Here is a 16,979-nt window from a genome sequence, read left to right as displayed (position 1 = left end):
TCAGCCACACCGATCAGAAGATCCGGTTCAATCCGTTCAATGCCGCTACCCGGTAGGCTTCCGCCATGGTCGGGTAGTTGAACGTGGTATTGATGAAATAGTTCAGGGAATTGGCTTCCCCTTCCTGGTTCATGATGGCCTGGCCGATGTGGACGATCTCCGCCGCCTGGTCACCAAAGCAGTGGATGCCGAGAATCTCGCGGGTCTCGCGGTGGAACAGGATCTTCAGCATACCCACGGCTTCACGGGTGATCTGGGCGCGGGCCAGATCCTTGAAGAACGCCTGGCCCACTTCATAGGGCACCTTGGCTTCGGTCAGCTCGCGCTCGGTCTTGCCCACGGAACTGATCTCGGGAATGGTGTAGATACCGGTCGGCACGTCCGATACGAAGCGGAAGAATTCGTCGTGCAGGATATCGGACGACGCTGAGCGGCCCTGATCGTAGGCGGCGCTGGCCAGACTGGGCCAGCCGATCACATCGCCAGCGGCATAGATGGTATCCACTTCGGTACGGTAATGTTCGTCCACCGCCAACTGGCCACGGCCGTTGGGCACCAACCCGACGTTATCCAGGCCAAGCTTTTCGGTGTTACCGCTGCGGCCATTGCACCACAGGAAGGCATCAGCACGGATTTTCTTGCCGGATTTCAACGACAGCACCACACCATGATCATCGCCATCAACCGATTCGTACTCCTCGTTGTGGCGAACCAGCACGCCGTTATTACGCAGGTGATAGCTCAGAGCATCAGAAATCTCGTCATCCAGGAACGTCAGCAGACGGCTACCGGGGTTGATGAGGTCAACCTTCACACCCAGGCCGGCAAAGATGGACGCGTATTCCGAGCCGATCACACCTGCACCGTAGATAATCAGGGTACGGGGGGTATGGGACAGGTTCAGGATGGTGTCCGAGTTGTAGATCCGGTGGTGACGGAAGTTCACATCCGGCGGCAGGTACGGCCGGGACCCGGTGGCAACAATGGCCTGCTTGAAGTGCAGGGTCTCAACTGACTTGTTACCGCGGACTTCGACACGGTGCTTGTCCAGAAATGACGCACGGCCGCTGATCAGGTCCACCCGGTTACGGGCGTAAAACTGGGTTCGCAGGTTAACCTGCTTGTCGATCACCTTCTGGGCATTCTGCAATACCCGTGGAAAAGAGAACCAGCGGGGCTCACCGATATCCCGGAACATCTGGTTGGTATTGAAGGTGATGATCTGTTTGACCGAATGGCGCAGCGCCTTGGAGGGGATGGTGCCCCAGTGGGTGCAATTACCACCAACCGTGGGCTTGTCTTCGATGATCGCGACACGTTTGCCGTGTTTCGTCGCATTCATCGCTGCGCCTTCTCCGGAAGGACCAGCGCCGATAACGACGACGTCGTAATGATGTTCTGCCATGCGTGCAGTGACTCCTTATCTACGTCGTTAAAATGTGTTCTTATTTATTGGTGCGGGATCAGCGATCACCGGTTTTGGTAGCGTCGTAGCTCAGCTCGCTCGCCGTGTTGCCCTCATTGGCAAGGCGCTCGTTTTCCTCTTCACACTTCTGCGTATTACCGCCACAAATATCACAGGACTTGCTGATACCCATGGCGCCAATGCCACCGCAGGTACCGCTGATCGGCTTGCGGCCGAAAATCACGCCGATCGACATGGCTGCCACCAACACGGAAACAATCAGTAAAACCAACAGAAAGGTACCCATAAGCCCTCCCCTAGTCTGTTAGGTACGCAGTGAATGCGGGTGTGTAATGCGCCTCAAACCCGTTATCACCTCGTACGATGAAATAAGCCGCCATGTTCTCACGGGTGGCCAATGCCTGTGCCCGCTCAAAACCCATGACGTTGAAACCGGTCGCCAGCGCATCCGCCAGCATGGTGTTTTCGGCGATCACCGTTACGGAAGCGAGTTTGTGCCGAATTGGCTTACCGGTCTCAGGGTCTATTGTATGCGAATAACGGCGGCCTTCCGATTCGTAATAGTTACGATAATCCCCGGAGGTTGCCATGGCCTGCCTATCCAGTGCCACCACGCGATTGATCTGACGGCGTTCCGACACGGGCTCCTCAATGGCCAGACGCCAGGCATCACCGTTGGGTTTGCGGCCGTTGACACGAACTTCGCCGCCTATCTCCACCAGGTAAGCGCCTACTCCCGCCTCCTCAAGATAGCGGGCAACTGCGTCCACCGCATAGCCCTTGGCAATCGCCGACAGATCGATGTACTGAGGACGATGGGCCCGCATCGCTGGCGGGTCTGACTTCAGCTCGATGTGCTCGTATCCGGTCTGGTCCAGCTTCGCCTTGAGTTCCTGATCATCGGGGACCTGGTCTGGCCGGGCATCGGGGCCGAACCCCCAGAGGTTAACCACAGGGCCGATAGTGACATCAAACGCCCCGTCAGTGAGACTGGACACCTCTGCTGCCACAAACAGTACTTCGTAGAGAGGTTCCGAGAGTTCAATCCACTCCGATTGGTCTTCCCGACGGTTAAGGCGGGAAAGCTCCGAATCCTCGCGCCAGGTCGACATGGAAGCGTCCACATCTTCCAGAACCTGTTCAATACCGCTTCCCAGATTCTCAAGGCGGGACTCGTCCTCGGTCAATACGACGTTGATATGGTACTGGGTGCCAAACACCGGGCCGGCAATTTCCCAGATCTTTTCCTCAGGCTCAAACGAACAACCCGCCAGGGCGGCAACAGCCAGCGTCCAAAAGACGCTGACCATTACCACCCTGACGGGCCGAAACATGCGGGATGTCATGTGAGTAAATTACCCTCCGAAGTCATCCAGCATGATGTTCTCGTCCTCGACACCAAGATCCTTGAGCATCTTGATCACGGACGCGTTCATGATTGGGGGCCCACACATGTAGTACTCACAGTCTTCAGGGGCCGGATGGTCCTTCAGATAGTTATCGTACAATACGTTGTGGATGAACCCTGTGGGGCCTTCCCAGTTGTCTTCAGGCAGCGCGTCGGACAGGGCCACGTGCCACTCGAAGTTGTCATTTTCCTCGGCCAGACCGTCGAAATCTTCCACGTAGAACATCTCGCGGACGCTTCGCGCACCATACCAGAAGCTGATCTTACGCTTGGAGTTCAGGCGCTTGAGCTGGTCGAAAATGTGGGAACGCATCGGCGCCATACCGGCACCACCACCGATGAATACCATTTCGGCGTCGGTCTTCTTGGCGAAGAACTCACCAAACGGCCCCATGACCGTCACCTTGTCACCCGGCTTCAGGTTGAACACGTAGCTGGACATGATGCCCGGCGGGTAATCCGTGCCTGGAGGCGGCGTGGCGATACGGATGTTGAACTTGAGAACACCCTTCTCTTCCGGGTAGTTCGCCATGGAATAGGCGCGAATGGTCTCTTCCTTGTTGATCGCCTTGTAACGCCAGATGTCGTGCTTGTCCCAGTCTTCATGGAACTCTTCCTCGATATCAAAGTCCTTGAAATTGATCTCGTAGGGAGGACACTCCAGCTGAACGTAACCGCCGGCGCGGAAGTCGACTTCCTCGCCCTCAGGCAGCTTCAATACCAGTTCCTTGATGAAAGTGGCCACGTTGTGGTTCGAGATGACCTCGCACTCCCACTTCTTGACCCCGAAGAATTCCTCCGGAACTTCGACCTTCATGTCCTGCTTGACAGGAACCTGGCAGGACAGGCGCCAGCCTTCTTTCTCTTCACGATTGGTGAAGTGGGTCTTTTCCGTGGGCAGCATCGCGCCGCCACCGTCCAGAACCTTACACTTGCACTGGGCACAGGTACCGCCACCGCCACAGGCTGATGACAGGAAAATGCCGTTGTTCGCCAACGTCCCCAGGAGCTTGCCACCGGCCTCGGTGGTCAGGGTGTGCTCCGGGTCGTCATTGACTTCGATAGTCACATCACCGGTGCTTACCAGCCTGGACCGTGCCGCGAGGATGACTGCGACAAGGGCCAGTACGATAACGGTGAACATGACCACGCCGAGAATAATTTCTGTACTCATGGTCTCGCCTTTTCGTTAAACCGAATCACCGGGTTGATTACAGTGAAATACCTGAGAATGACATAAAGCCCAGGGACATCAGACCAACCGTAATGAAGGTGATACCCAGGCCTCGCAGCCCCTCGGGAACGTCGCTGTACTTGAGCTTCTCACGGATACCGGCCAGGGCCAGTATTGCCAGCGCCCAGCCAACACCTGCACCAAACCCGTACACCACGCTTTCGCTAAAGGTATAATCGCGCTCTACCATAAACAGTGAGGCGCCCAGGATGGCGCAGTTCACTGTAATCAACGGCAGAAACACCCCCAATGCCGCGTAGAGGGTCGGGATGTACTTGTCCAGTATCATTTCCATGATCTGGATAAGTGCGGCGATGACACCGATATACGTCAGCAGGCCAAGAAAGCTCAGATCAACATTCGGCAAACCTGCCCACGCCAGCGCTCCCTCACGGAGAATGCTGTTGTACAGCAGGTTGTTCACCGGGACCGTAATGGTAAGCACCACAACAACCGCGATGCCCAGACCGGCGGCGGCCTCAATCTTTTTGGAGATCGCCAGGAAGGTACACATCCCCAGGAAGAAGGCCAGCGCCATGTTTTCAACGAAAATGGCCTTCAGAATCAAGCTGATATAATGTTCCATCAGAAGGCCTCCTTGGCGGTGTGGCGAGACATCTTGTAGTCAGGCTCTTCAACCTGCTCCGGCTTCCAGGTACGCAGGCCCCAGATCGCCAGACCGATGATGAAGAACGCGCTCGGCGGCAGCAGCAACAGGCCGTTCGGCACGTACCAGCCGCCTTCGTTCACCACTGGCATCAGGGACACACCAAACAGTGACCCCGCACCCAGAAGCTCACGGAAGAACGCAACGAAGATAAGCAGCACCGAGTAGCCCAGACCGTTACCAACGCCGTCCAGGAAGCTCAGCCACGGGCCGTTCTTCATGGCGAAACCTTCCGCACGGCCCATCACGATACAGTTGGTGATGATCAGACCAACAAATACCGACAGCTGCTTGGAGATCTCGTAGGCATAAGCCTTGAGTATCTGATCGACCACAATAACCAGTGACGCGATGATGGTCATCTGGACGATGATCCGGATACTGCCCGGAATCTGGGTGCGTACCAGCGAAACCGCCAGGTTGGAACAGGCCGTTACCGAGATAACCGCCATACACATAACCAGGGTTACGCTCATGCTGGTGGTTACCGCCAGCGCGGAACAGATACCAAGAATCTGCAACGCGATCGGGTTGTTACTGAAAATCGGTTCGAAGAGAACCTGTTTGGCTGAAGCGTCTGCCATGATCAGACCTCCCCTTCACGAAGTTTTTTCAGGAACGGTGCGTAGCCACGGTCACTCATCCAGTAGTTAACCAGCTGTTGCACACCGCGGCTCGTCAGGGTCGCACCGGAGAGCGCATCAACCTTATGCTCCTTGTCAGCAGCATCGGCGCTTACACCACCTTTGACCAGGCGGATCTGGGGCTCTTCCAGCTCATCGCCGTAGACTTCCTTACCGACCCACTGTCTTTTCCAGCGAGGATTGTCCACTTCGCCACCAAGCCCCGGTGTTTCAGCGTGAGCGTAGAAACCAAGCCCTTCGATGGTGTTGGCGTCGCCTTCCAGGGACACAAAGCCGTACAGGGTGGACCACAGACCATACCCGTGAATCGGCAGGACCACGCGTGTCAACTCCCCGTTCTCAGAGAGCGTGTATATCTTGGCCACATTCGGACGACGTTTGATACCCGCCCTGTCTTCCGACGACGGAATGTTGGTGGACATGGCAGGATCAGACGCGGCTTTGTACATATCGTACTTCATCGGGTCCTCTACGCCGACCTCGGAGGGTTCGACGTAGTCACCACTGTCCAGGTTCAGCAAGCGCACGTCAAAACGGGAGAATTCCTCCTCGATCTCGTCGGCGCTGGCACCTTGCTTCAACATGCCAGCGGCCGCCAGGATGTTGGTTTTGATATCCAGATTCTGGTTCTTGATCTGTGCCGGTCTGAGAGACACCGCGGCGGTGGAAACCACAACCGAGAAGACAATACTCAGTACCAGGGCAACAAGCAGCGTTCTGGAGACGGTTTCTTTAGCTTTAGCCACGAGCGAGCCTCCGTTTGATGTTGGCCTGAACCACGTAGTGATCCATCAACGGTGCGAACAGGTTGGCGAACAGGATGGCCAGCATGATGCCTTCCGGGAACGCCGGGTTAACAACGCGAATCAGCACGGTCATCACGCCCACCAGGATACCGAAACACCAGCGACCGGTGTTGGTCATGGCGGCAGACACGGGGTCGGTTGCCATGAACATCATACCAAAGGCAAAACCACCCATGACCAGGTGCCAGTGCGCCGGCACATCAAACATCGGGTTGGTGTCGGAACCAATAATGTTCAACAGCAGAGCCATGGCAATCATGCCGATGAGCACGCCCCCGACAATGCGGTATGACGCAATCTTCATGATCAGCAGGATGATACCGCCGATCAGAACCGCCAGGGTCGAGGTCTCACCCACGGAGCCCTGAATGGTGCCCATGAACGCGGACATCCAGCCAATCTGCTCCTGCAGGGCTTCCAGACCGCCACTGGCCGCCCAGCTCAGTGCCGTTGCACCACTGAAGCCATCAACGGCGGTCCACACGGTATCGCCGGAGATCTGTGCCGGGTATGCGAAGTACAGGAACGCACGGCCGGTGAGCGCCGGGTTGAGGAAGTTCTTGCCGGTACCGCCAAACACTTCCTTACCGATCACCACACCAAAGGTGATACCCAAAGCCACCTGCCACAGTGGAAGGTCCGGTGGGCAGATCAGGGCAAACAACACGGAGGTTACGAAGAAGCCTTCGTTGACTTCGTGGCGGCGAACGGTGGCAAACAGCACTTCCCAGAAACCACCCACAACGAAGGTCACGAAGTAAATGGGCAGGAAGTACGCCATACCATAGACGAAATTATCCCAGATGCTGGCGGCGTTATTACCCGCCAGGGCGCTGATGAACGCAGTACGCAGGCCACCGTCACCCATCAGGGCATCCGGATTTTCAGCGAGGAAGCTGTTGGCCTGGAAGCCGATGTTCCACATACCGAAGAACATGGCCGGGAAGGTACACAACCACACGGTGATCATGATGCGCTTCAAGTCAACGCCGTCACGAACGTGAGCCGTGGTGGAGGTTACACTGCCTGGCGTGTAGAAAATGGTATCGACGGCTTCGTAAAGCGCGTACCAGCGCTCGTACTTGCCACCTTTTTCAAAGTGATGCTCGATGCCATCGAGAAACTGTCGGATTGCCATCGTATTAGCCCTCGATCTCGATTCGGGTCAGGTTCTCGCGGAGAATCGGACCGTATTCGTATTTACCCGGGCACACGAAGGTACACAGCGCCAGATCTTCTTCATCCAGTTCCAGTGCACCCAGCTTCTGTGCCGTTTCCGTGTCGCCCACAATCAGCGAGCGCAGCAGCTGAGTTGGCAGGATATCCAGGGGCATGACCTCTTCATACGTGCCCACCGGCACCATGGCGCGTTCACTGCCATTGGTGGTGGTGGTGAAGTTGAACAGCTTGCTGCTGGCCAGCTTGGACAGGTAGATGTTCAGCACCGAGAACTTGTTCGGGCCCGGAGACAACCAGCCCATGAACTCACGCTTATAGCCTTCTTCCAGAACGGATATCTGGTTGGCGAAGCGACCAAGATAAGCACAGGGACCGTCACCACGACGACCGCCGAACACCGAGCCGGAGATGATGCGCACATCGCAGTCGGTGGCCACTTCGTCCTTCAGCAGTTCGTTCAGGTTGGCGCCAATACGGGTGCGGATCAGACGCGGCTTAAGCGCCTTGGGGCCACCAATGGCAACCACCCGCTCCACCGGCAGCTCACCGGTTTCAAACAGCTTGGCGATGTCGATCACATCCTGGTAGCCAATCGACCAGACCACCTTGTCACCGGCAATCGGGTCAAGGTAATGGATATGAGTGCCCACGTTACCGGCCGGATGAACACCATCAAACTGGTGAACTTCGACACTATCCGTTTTGGGAACAGGCACGTCCGAGCCAGGCTTACCGGTGACAAACACCTTGCCAGTGGTCAGCTTGCTCAGAATTTTCAGGCCTTTTTCAAACGCCGCGCTGCTTTCCCGGATGATAACGGTCGGGTCAGCGGCCAGCGGGTTGGTGTCCATCACGGACACAAAAATGGAATGGGGGGCCGTGTCGATAGCCGGCACTTTGCTGTAAGGACGTGTCCTCAGCGTGGTCCACAGGCCGGACTCCACCAGGTTGTCGACTACCTGCTGGCGCTCCAGCCCAGCCAGGTCCGCCTCATTATAACGGGCGAAGGTTTCGGCATCGTCGCCATCGATCTCGATGACCATCGACTGAAAAACACGACGCTCACCACGATTTATTTCTTTTACCACACCGGCAGCCGGGGAGGTATAACGCACGCCTTCGGTCTTCTTGTCCGTGAACAGCAGCGTACCGCGCTTGACACGGTCTCCCTCTTTCACAGCCATCGTCGGCTTCATGCCGTTGTAGTCAAAACCGATCAACGCCACGTGGCGAACGGGTTTGCCGTCAGTAATGGTCTGCTCAGGAGCGCCGCTGATGGGAAGATCCAGGCCTTTTTTGATCTTGATCATTAGCCTTATCCAATCATCAGAAACTATTCGATGGATTTGTAACGTCGGTCCCTGTGGCCCAGATTCCCTTTCCGGGATGCACCAGGTTGGCTGCACCGACGCAGCGAAAGCTTACAGGTTGAGATTCACCTTGCTTTCGGCAAAAGGGAAAGATGAGAAACGGGTGCCAGACGTACCCAAAATCGCGCCAATTATAGAGATTAAGTCATCCTATTTCCACCAGAAACCCGGTGGAGTTTGTGCTCTAACGTAACACGACCATGGTGGAATTCAGGCCAAAAAGAAACCCCGGCAGCAAAAGCTGGCGGGGTTTCTGACCAATTTGCCACTGCGAAGGACCGTCAGGTGCTCCACAACGACTGGCGCTCTACGCCAAGGGCATCAGTCGCGGGCACGCTTCGGGAAGATCGGGTAAGTCACACCTGCCATCTGGTTGACGCAGCGAACCACCTGGGCGCTGTAACCGAACTCGTTGTCGTACCACACGTACAGGATGATGCGCTTACCGCTGGCAATGGTCGCCTGGGCATCAACGATACCGGCGTGGCGCGATCCGACGAAGTCAGTGGACACCACTTCCGGGGAGTTCACGAAATCGATCTGCTTCTGCAGCTCGGAATGCAGCGCCATTTCGCGCAGGTATTCATTCACGCTCTCGACACTCACATCCGTTTTCACGTTCAGATTGAGGATGGCCATGGATACGTTCGGGGTCGGAACCCGGATGGCGTTGCCGCTGAGCTTACCTTTCAGTTCCGGCAAAGCCTTGGCAACCGCCTTGGCAGCACCGGTTTCAGTAATAACCATGTTCAGAGCGGCACTGCGGCCACGACGGCTACCCTTGTGGTAGTTGTCGATCAGGTTCTGGTCGTTGGTGTAGGAGTGTACCGTTTCAACGTGACCATCCTCGATACCGAACTCATCGTTGAGCGCTTTCAGGACCGGAGTGATCGCGTTTGTAGTACAGGAAGCGGCCGACAGAATCTTGTCTTCGTTGGTGATCCAGTCGTTGTTGATGCCGTATACGATGTTCTTGATGTCGCCCTTGCCGGGTGCGGTGAGGATGACCCGGCTGACACCCTTGGATTTCAGGTGCAGCCCCAGACCATCTTCGTCACGCCAGATACCGGTGTTATCAACAACGATGGCGTTATTGATACCGTACTGGGTGTAATCCACCTGATCCGGACCCTTGGAGTAGATCACCTTGATGTAGTTGCCGTTAGCGATCAGCGCCGAATCTTCCTCATCCACGGTGATCGTGCCGTCGAAGGGACCGTGCACGGAATCGCGGCGCAGCAGACTGGCACGCTTCTCCAGGTCGTTCTCGGCACCGCCCTGACGAACCACAATCGCACGCAGGCGCAGGTTGTTACCGCCACCGGCTTTCTCGATCAGGATGCGCGCCAGCAGGCGACCGATGCGACCAAAGCCATACAGAACCACGTCTTTGGTGCCATTGCCGGCGTCTTCCTCGGACTGGGTAGCGTACTGTCCCACGATCGGACCAATTTCGCGACTGAGGAAATCCTCCAGTGAGCCGCCTTCGGCCTTGAACTTGACCGCCAGCTTGCCAATATCCACGTGGGCACGTCCCAGATCCATGCTGTCCATGGCCTGCAGGATCGGCAGGGTGTCGTGAACCGACAGCTCGCTGTCCTCTACCTGACGGACGAAGCGGTGAGCACGAATGATGCCGATAACTGACTGATTGATGATGGAGCGACCGTATACGGAAGTGACCACATTGTTCTTGCGGTATAGACGGCCGATCAGCGGAATCATGGCTTCCGCAGTGGATTCTCTCTCGGTCCAGTTAGACAGGTGCTGGTTAATCTGTTCGTGACTCACGCTTGAACCTCTGCAGTTGGCACTTGGAAAAGTTGGGCGCATATTATCCAATTTAAAATGCCAGACCGCAAATACTGCCAGCATACCTACCATGACAGCCACCCTTGCGACCGGTAGAATACGCGCCTCGCCGCCCCGGACTTAAACTGCAGGAGAAGACAAACGCCCATGACTGACGGTGCATCCTCACTACGCTCCCGCCCTGCCCTGGTGGCTCCGGAATTCCCGGCAAAGGCTACCGACCACCGCACATGGGGCCAATTGCACGGCAGCAGCGATGCACTGGCCATTTGCGAGAGCGCAAACCGGCACCGGGGCCTGACGCTGGTGATTACCCGCAGCACCGACGAGGCCATTCGCCTGGAACAGGCCATGCGCTTCTACCTCGGGCTGCCAGCCGAGGAAGACGGCACGGCCGTGACCGGATCGGGCCTTGAACTGCTGTCACTACCGGACTGGGAAACCCTTCCCTACGATCTGTTTTCACCTCATCAGGATATTACATCCCGCCGGATTCGCACCCTGCACCGACTGCCATCAACCCGCCACGGGGTTCTGGTGGTCCCGGCACGCACCCTGATGCATCGCCTGCCCCCGGCTCAATACCTGCAGGGCAGCACCCTGCTGCTGGAGGTGGGACAGACACTGGAAATAGACGAGTGGCGCCTGCAACTGGAATCCGCTGGCTACCGCCACACCGAGAATGTTTACGAACACGGTGAATACGCCGTTCGCGGCGCCATTCTGGATATTTTTCCGATGGGCGCGACGCAGCCCTACCGGATCGACCTTTTTGATGACGAAATCGAAACCCTGCGGACCTTTGACCCGGAAACCCAACGTTCCATTGATCGCATCAACAAGATCGAACTGCTGCCGGCCAACGAATTCCCGTGGAACAAGGAAGCCCGCTCCGGTTTTCGCAACCGCTGGTTCGAGCATTTCCCCAATGCCGACAAGGACGCTCCGATCTACCAGGACGTCAGCCAGGGCATCACGCCTCCGGGCATCGAGTATTACCTGCCGCTGTTTTTTGATGAAACAGCGACGCTGTTCGACTACCTGCCGGAAGGCACCCACGTTTTCACTGCCGACGAACTGAACGACGCCATCGCCCACTTTGACGCGGACACCCGGGCGCGATACGAAGACCGGCGTCACGACCGTTTGCGTCCGATCCTGCCGCCAACCGAGCTGTTCCTGCAGCAGGACGAGCTGTTCGGGCAACTCAAGCGTTTTCCCCGGGTGACCCTCACGGCCAATACGGCAAGCACCACCGGCGCCGAGAATTGCAACACCGACAAACTGCCCGATGTCGCCATGGACGGTCGTGCAGCGGACCCCGCCGCTCGCCTGAAACGGTTCATTGAAGCTTTCGGCGGGCGCGTGCTGCTGTGCGCGGAGTCCTCCGGTCGCCGGGAAGCCCTGATCGACAACCTGGCTGACCACAATGTGAAACCGGCAACGCTGAACAGCTGGCAGGCATTCCTGGAAGACAGCAACTGCCCGCTGGGCATTACCATCGCTCCCATGGAACAGGGACTGGTGCTGCCGGGAGAACATCTGGCGCTGGTCACCGAAACCGCCCTGTTCGGCGAGCGGGTGCTGCAGCGTCGGCGCCGGGAAAAGCCGACGGAAGTGGACGATTCCGGCTACCGCGACCTGTCCGAGCTGCGCATTGGCGCGCCAGTGGTTCACATCGACCACGGGGTCGGGCGCTACCAGGGCCTGGAAACCATTACCGTGGAAGGCGAAGCCAGTGAGTTCCTGATGCTGGAGTACGCCGGCGGCTCGAAACTGTACGTTCCGGTGTCCAGCCTCCACCTGATCTCACGCTACACCGGTTCCGACACTGAACACGCCCCGCTTCACAAACTCGGCACCGAGCGCTGGAGCAACGCCAAACAGAAAGCCCTGGAAAAAATCCGCGACACCGCCGCCGAACTGCTGGATGTCTACGCCCGCCGCGAGGCCCGCAAAGGGTTTACTTTCGAAGACCCCCAGGAAGCCTACCGCGCCTTCGCCGCCGGCTTCCCCTTCGAGGAGACCCCGGATCAGCAGGTAGCCATTGAATCCGTTTTCGAGGACATGACCAGCGAGCGACCCATGGATCGACTCGTTTGTGGCGATGTGGGCTTTGGCAAAACCGAAGTGGCGATGCGGGCGGCGTTCATGGCCAGCTTCTCCGGCAAGCAGGTGGCGGTATTGGTGCCGACCACCCTGCTGGCACAGCAGCATTACGAATCCTTCCGCGACCGTTTTTCCGATACTGCAGTGACCGTGGAGCTGCTCAGCCGTTTCCGCAGTGGCGCCCAGACCAGCAAGGCCATGGAAGCCATTGAGGCCGGCAAGGCAGATATCGTGATCGGCACCCACAAGCTGCTGCAGGGCGACATCAGATTCAAAAACCTGGGACTGGTAATCATTGATGAGGAACACCGTTTCGGCGTGCAGCAGAAGGAAAAGCTCAAGGCGCTGAGGGCGGAAGTGGACATGCTGACGCTCACCGCCACGCCGATTCCACGCACCCTGAATATGGCCATGGGCCATCTGCGGGACCTGTCCATCATTGCCACGCCCCCGGCGCGCCGACTGTCGGTGAAAACCTTCGTACGCCAGCGGGACGACGCCATGGTCAAAGAAGCGATCCTGCGGGAAATCCTGCGGGGCGGCCAGGTGTACTTCCTCCACAACGACGTGGCCACCATCCAGAAAACCGCCGAAGACCTGCGCCGACTCATTCCCGAAGCCCGTGTGGGCGTGGCCCATGGCCAGATGCGGGAACGCGAGCTGGAACAGATCATGTCGGATTTCTACCACAAGCGCTTCAACGTGCTGGTGTGTACCACCATTGTGGAAACCGGCATCGACATCCCCAGCGCCAACACCATCATCATTGAACGTGCCGACAAGTTCGGCCTGGCTCAGCTGCATCAGTTGCGGGGCCGGGTTGGCCGTTCGCACCACCAGGCCTACGCCTACCTGCTGACACCGCCTCCGCGATCGATCACCACCGACGCAAAAAAGCGCCTGGAAGCCATTTCCGAGGCCCAGGATCTGGGCGCCGGCTTCATGCTGGCTACTCACGACCTGGAAATCCGTGGCGCCGGCGAGTTGCTCGGAGAGGAGCAGAGCGGCCAGATCGAGAGTATTGGCTTCACCCTGTACATGCAGTTGCTGGATGAGGCGGTCAAGGCCATCCGCGAGGGCCGCACCCCCAACGCCGACCTGCCCCTGAGCCACGGCACCGAGATGAACCTGCGCATACCCGCGCTGATCCCGGACGATTACCTCCCGGACGTTCATAACCGGTTGATGCTCTACAAGCGCATCGCCAGCGTCAGCAATAAAGAGGAATTAAAAGAACTTCAGGTTGAGATGATTGACCGCTTCGGATTATTACCGGACCCGGCCAAAAACCTGATCCACCAGAGCGAGCTTCGGCTGCGGGCGGAAGCCCTCGGCATCGTCAAGATCGACGCTGGCAAGGAGTGGGCCCGGCTGGAGTTCGGGGCATCGACACCGGTCGATCCTCTCGTTCTGGTTAAAAAAGTGCAATCCGCACCGGACCAGTACCGCCTGGAAGGAGCCAACAGTTTCCGGTTCCGGCTGAAGGATGACTCAACCAGTGGTAAACTCGACGGCATTTCCGACATGCTCGGGCAGTTGACGTCCTGAATTTCAGGCCTGCCCGCCAAACGACAGCAACTGACATTGTGGAGTAAAGCCCTTGCGAATGCCCGGTTATGCCCTGCCCGGAAAGGCCCTGATCACCTTCACCGCTGCCCTGCTGGCGCTTGCGCCGTTGCTTGCCACTGCCCAGGAGGGACGTGAGCATCTCTACCGGGCGGAAATCGTCATTGTTGAACGGATTGTGGATCCCGGAAACGTTGAGGAGCGCATGGCCAGCCGGATGCCCGAGCCGGCGACCAATGTTTCGAAACAGGTGAAAGTGATCCGCGAGGACGGCAGCGTGGGCACTACGCTCCGACTGGCGCCCGACAGCGACCTGAGATTGCAGTCTGTCGCCCAGCGCCTGGAGAACAGTGGGCGTTACCGGGTACTGATGACAGCAGGCTGGTACCAGTCATTCCCGCCGGACTATGACGGCGAACCGATGCAGATCGCCGTTGGTGACTGGCTGGCGGGCGCCGGCCACCGTGAAGTGGAAGGCCAGATTACGATTGACCGCCAACGCTATCTGCACGTGGACGTGCACCTGAACCACTGGCAGCCGGCCGCCAATGCGGTTTATCCCGTTCAGGCGAGCGCTGAGGGTGATGCACAACAAGCCGCAGGCAGCGTTCGCCCGGCGGAGCTGCTCACCTGGATCCGCGAGACGCGTCGTATGCGCAGCGAGGAAGTCCATTTCCTGGACTCCCCCACCATCGGGGTTCTGGTGTTCTTCAGGCCGGTTGAGGGCTGAGCGCCCCCAGCCCGGCCATGGACTCCTCAAGAATCCGCTTCACCCCGGACATACCCTGTTCAATGGCGGCCTCTATCTCTTCCATCGTGATGATGTGATCGGATTTGCCGGCCGCCCAATTGACCACCAGCCCCAGGCACACGTAATTCATCTTGAGCTCGGCGGCCAGGGCCGCCTCGGGCATACCGGTCATGCCTACCAGGTCGCACCCGTCCCGCTCCATCCGGGCGATTTCCGCCGCTGTTTCCAGACGCGGGCCCTGGGTTGCCCCGTAGACGCCGAAACCGGAAAACGACAGGCCCAGCGCCCTTGCCGCCTCACCCAGGACCTGCCGTGCAGGCTCGGCGTAGGGGAAAGTGAAGTCGATGTGGGTCACTTCCTCGAGCTCACCTTCAAAGAAGGTGCTCCCGCGTCCCCAGGTGTAATCAATAATCTGCTCCGGGATCACGATGTGGGCAGGCCCCATGGCCTCGTGAATACCCCCCACGGCATTAACACCAACCACGGTCCTGACACCAGCGTGGTGCAGGGCCCAGAGGTTTGCCCGGTAGTTCACCTGATGCGGCGGAATGCGGTGAGGATTGCCGTGACGGGACAGGAAAATGACCGGCTGATCACCCAGCCGCCCCTCAACCAGAGCCGATGAAGGCTTACCCCAGGGGGTGTCCACTTCGCGTTCGCCGGTGATTTCCAGCCCGGACAGGGTGGTCAGCCCCGTCCCGCCAATAATGCCGACTGCCGCCGGTGTCTGTTCGTTCGTCATGCCTCGCTCCCGTCAATCACCATTGCCGCCGCCCGTCGCTTCCACAGCCGATCCGTACCGGGTGCGCTGGGAGGCATGGGATTTGTCCGACCCCTCGTCGCTGTTCTCGATAGGACCTTCATCGTCACTGGCCTCGCTGGCTTTTCCGTTGTCGGCGCTGGCCAGCCGCACGCTGTCCGCCACATGCAAGGTGCGCGTCGGGAACGCCACTTCCGCACCATGGCCCTCAATAATCTCACTGATTTTCAGCAACACATCCTGCTTCACCTCGTGATACTTCACCCATTGTGTGGTCTTGGTGAAGGTGTACACCATGATGTCCAGGGACGAGGCGTTGAACGCCAGGAAATTCACGATCAGGGTCTGGCTGCTCTCAATCTCCTCGTGATTTTCCAGCATGGTGCGAATTTCGGAGACGATGGTGGCCATCTCACGAACATCAGCGTAGCGGATGCCGATGGTTTCCGAGATACGGCGATGACTCATACGGGAAGGATTTTCCACGGCAATCGTGGTGAACGTAGCATTTGGCACATACAGCGGGCGCTTGTCGAAGGTCCGGATAGTGGTCAGCCGCCAGCCGATGTGCTCAACGGTACCCTCGATGTTGCGGTCCGGGGAACGCACCCAGTCACCAACCTTGAAGGGTCGGTCCAGGTGAATGATGAAACCGCCGAAGAAGTTGGCCAGCAGGTCCTTGGCGGCAAAGCCGACGGCAATACCCCCCACGCCACCGAACGCCAGTACACCGGAAAGACTGTAACCCATGGATTGCATGATGATCAGTACCGCTGTAATGATCACCACCGCGCGGGACAGCTTGCTGATGGCATTAACCGTGGTGTAGTCCATCGGTTTCTTCATTTTGATCGGGGAGACAAGAATGCTCTCACCTTCCTTCACGAAACGAAGAATGGCCCATACCAGCGCCCAGACAAAACCGATCCTGAGCAGGTGTTCGTTGACCGCGAAAATCTCTGCTTTGGAATAGTGATAGGCGACTTCCGCCGCCCAATAAACGCCCTGAATCCAGACAAATGCCACCACCGGCTTGCGCGCCGCGTGGAGAAAAGCATCGTCCCACAGGTTCCTGGTTTTACTGAAACGCCTTTCAAGTGCGCTCACGACATGGCTGGCAATATAAGCCACAACAGCAGTTCCGAACACCAGGGCGAAAACGACAACACCCACCCGCCAGCTTTCGGACAGTAATTCCCAATTCTCAATCCAGCCATCAATGGTGGCTTGCAGTTCGCTGATCATGG

General features: G+C 58.0%; 14 protein-coding genes. 2 read left to right on the top strand and 12 right to left on the bottom strand.

All coding sequences use genetic code 11. From position 1 onward, the window contains the following. Positions 1 to 13 precede the first annotated feature (13 nt). The 10 genes from sthA to ACJO5Y_RS02380 all read right to left on the bottom strand — a co-directional run bounded on the left by sthA (position 14) and on the right by ACJO5Y_RS02380 (position 10,567). Complete coding sequence (gene sthA / locus ACJO5Y_RS02425) at positions 14 to 1,405, bottom strand: Si-specific NAD(P)(+) transhydrogenase (RefSeq protein WP_406984791.1); 1,392 nt, start codon at positions 1,403 to 1,405, stop codon at positions 14 to 16. 58 nt (positions 1,406 to 1,463) lie between these two features. Then, complete coding sequence (nqrM, locus tag ACJO5Y_RS02420) at positions 1,464 to 1,712, bottom strand: (Na+)-NQR maturation NqrM (protein WP_406984790.1); 249 nt, start codon at positions 1,710 to 1,712, stop codon at positions 1,464 to 1,466. A gap of 10 nt (positions 1,713 to 1,722) precedes the next feature. Then, positions 1,723 to 2,772 carry an FAD:protein FMN transferase gene (locus tag ACJO5Y_RS02415; RefSeq protein ID WP_406984789.1) on the bottom strand — a complete coding sequence of 350 codons (1,050 nt, stop codon included), beginning with the start codon at positions 2,770 to 2,772 and terminating at the stop codon, positions 1,723 to 1,725. A 9-nt stretch (positions 2,773 to 2,781) separates the two neighbouring features. Then, the gene (gene nqrF / locus ACJO5Y_RS02410; RefSeq protein ID WP_406984788.1) at positions 2,782 to 4,008 is read right to left on the bottom strand and encodes an NADH:ubiquinone reductase (Na(+)-transporting) subunit F; all 1,227 of its coding nucleotides are present in this window, start codon (positions 4,006 to 4,008) and stop codon (positions 2,782 to 2,784) included. Between the two features lie 37 nt (positions 4,009 to 4,045). Beyond that, positions 4,046 to 4,654: an NADH:ubiquinone reductase (Na(+)-transporting) subunit E gene (nqrE, locus tag ACJO5Y_RS02405; RefSeq protein ID WP_406984787.1), complete on the bottom strand. Its 609-nt coding sequence runs from the start codon at positions 4,652 to 4,654 to the stop codon at positions 4,046 to 4,048. Further along, positions 4,654 to 5,319 carry an NADH:ubiquinone reductase (Na(+)-transporting) subunit D gene (locus tag ACJO5Y_RS02400; protein WP_406984786.1) on the bottom strand — a complete coding sequence of 222 codons (666 nt, stop codon included), beginning with the start codon at positions 5,317 to 5,319 and terminating at the stop codon, positions 4,654 to 4,656. The genes nqrE and ACJO5Y_RS02400 overlap by 1 nt, the downstream gene beginning before the upstream one ends. A gap of 2 nt (positions 5,320 to 5,321) precedes the next feature. Next, positions 5,322 to 6,125, bottom strand: coding sequence for a Na(+)-translocating NADH-quinone reductase subunit C (locus tag ACJO5Y_RS02395; protein WP_406984785.1), 804 nt, complete (start codon positions 6,123 to 6,125; stop codon positions 5,322 to 5,324). Further along, positions 6,118 to 7,323: an NADH:ubiquinone reductase (Na(+)-transporting) subunit B gene (locus ACJO5Y_RS02390; protein WP_406984783.1), complete on the bottom strand. Its 1,206-nt coding sequence runs from the start codon at positions 7,321 to 7,323 to the stop codon at positions 6,118 to 6,120. Before ACJO5Y_RS02390 ends, ACJO5Y_RS02395 begins: the two co-directional genes overlap by 8 nt. A 4-nt stretch (positions 7,324 to 7,327) precedes the next feature. Continuing rightward, positions 7,328 to 8,674, bottom strand: a complete 1,347-nt coding sequence (locus ACJO5Y_RS02385; protein WP_406984781.1) for a Na(+)-translocating NADH-quinone reductase subunit A — start codon at positions 8,672 to 8,674, stop codon at positions 7,328 to 7,330. A 381-nt stretch (positions 8,675 to 9,055) separates the two neighbouring features. After that, entirely contained in the window at positions 9,056 to 10,567 is a 1,512-nt protein-coding gene (locus tag ACJO5Y_RS02380; RefSeq protein WP_406984780.1) for a glyceraldehyde-3-phosphate dehydrogenase, read from the bottom strand. A gap of 126 nt (positions 10,568 to 10,693) precedes the next feature. Between ACJO5Y_RS02380 and mfd the strand changes: the two genes are divergently transcribed. Continuing rightward, on the top strand, positions 10,694 to 14,203 hold the full coding sequence (mfd, locus tag ACJO5Y_RS02375) for a transcription-repair coupling factor (RefSeq protein ID WP_406984779.1): 3,510 nt from the start codon (positions 10,694 to 10,696) through the stop codon (positions 14,201 to 14,203). A 58-nt stretch (positions 14,204 to 14,261) separates the two neighbouring features. Then, entirely contained in the window at positions 14,262 to 14,951 is a 690-nt protein-coding gene (locus ACJO5Y_RS02370; protein ID WP_406984778.1) for a CsiV family protein, read from the top strand. Here the strand turns inward: ACJO5Y_RS02370 and ACJO5Y_RS02365 are convergent. Together ACJO5Y_RS02365 and ACJO5Y_RS02360 are read right to left on the bottom strand one after the other, a co-directional pair. Beyond that, complete coding sequence (locus ACJO5Y_RS02365) at positions 14,932 to 15,714, bottom strand: S-methyl-5'-thioinosine phosphorylase (RefSeq protein WP_406984777.1); 783 nt, start codon at positions 15,712 to 15,714, stop codon at positions 14,932 to 14,934. The two genes, ACJO5Y_RS02370 and ACJO5Y_RS02365, sit on opposite strands and share 20 nt — an antisense overlap. A gap of 12 nt (positions 15,715 to 15,726) precedes the next feature. Continuing rightward, a complete protein-coding gene (locus tag ACJO5Y_RS02360) occupies positions 15,727 to 16,977 on the bottom strand; it encodes a mechanosensitive ion channel family protein (RefSeq protein ID WP_406984776.1) in 1,251 nt (416 codons plus the stop codon). Between the last annotated feature and the right edge of the window lie 2 nt (positions 16,978 to 16,979).

Origin of the sequence: Marinobacter alkalisoli (genome assembly GCF_045449855.1) — a bacterium.
Classification (GTDB): Bacteria; Pseudomonadota; Gammaproteobacteria; order Pseudomonadales; family Oleiphilaceae; genus Marinobacter.
Note: the sequence above shows the minus strand (reverse complement) of the source record. Positions and strands in the feature narration are given on the sequence as shown.

Coding starts and splice junctions, on each gene's coding strand:
- ACJO5Y_RS02415 (WP_406984789.1), bottom strand. CDS start 2,772: ATGACATCCCGCATGTTTCGGCCCGTCAGGGTGGTAATGGTCAGCGTC.
- nqrE (WP_406984787.1), bottom strand. CDS start 4,654: ATGGAACATTATATCAGCTTGATTCTGAAGGCCATTTTCGTTGAAAAC.
- mfd (WP_406984779.1), top strand. CDS start 10,694: ATGACTGACGGTGCATCCTCACTACGCTCCCGCCCTGCCCTGGTGGCT.
- ACJO5Y_RS02385 (WP_406984781.1), bottom strand. CDS start 8,674: ATGATCAAGATCAAAAAAGGCCTGGATCTTCCCATCAGCGGCGCTCCT.
- ACJO5Y_RS02370 (WP_406984778.1), top strand. CDS start 14,262: ATGCCCGGTTATGCCCTGCCCGGAAAGGCCCTGATCACCTTCACCGCT.
- ACJO5Y_RS02360 (WP_406984776.1), bottom strand. CDS start 16,977: ATGATCAGCGAACTGCAAGCCACCATTGATGGCTGGATTGAGAATTGG.
- nqrM (WP_406984790.1), bottom strand. CDS start 1,712: ATGGGTACCTTTCTGTTGGTTTTACTGATTGTTTCCGTGTTGGTGGCA.
- sthA (WP_406984791.1), bottom strand. CDS start 1,405: ATGGCAGAACATCATTACGACGTCGTCGTTATCGGCGCTGGTCCTTCC.
- ACJO5Y_RS02400 (WP_406984786.1), bottom strand. CDS start 5,319: ATGGCAGACGCTTCAGCCAAACAGGTTCTCTTCGAACCGATTTTCAGT.
- nqrF (WP_406984788.1), bottom strand. CDS start 4,008: ATGAGTACAGAAATTATTCTCGGCGTGGTCATGTTCACCGTTATCGTA.
- ACJO5Y_RS02380 (WP_406984780.1), bottom strand. CDS start 10,567: ATGCGCCCAACTTTTCCAAGTGCCAACTGCAGAGGTTCAAGCGTGAGT.
- ACJO5Y_RS02390 (WP_406984783.1), bottom strand. CDS start 7,323: ATGGCAATCCGACAGTTTCTCGATGGCATCGAGCATCACTTTGAAAAA.
- ACJO5Y_RS02365 (WP_406984777.1), bottom strand. CDS start 15,714: ATGACGAACGAACAGACACCGGCGGCAGTCGGCATTATTGGCGGGACG.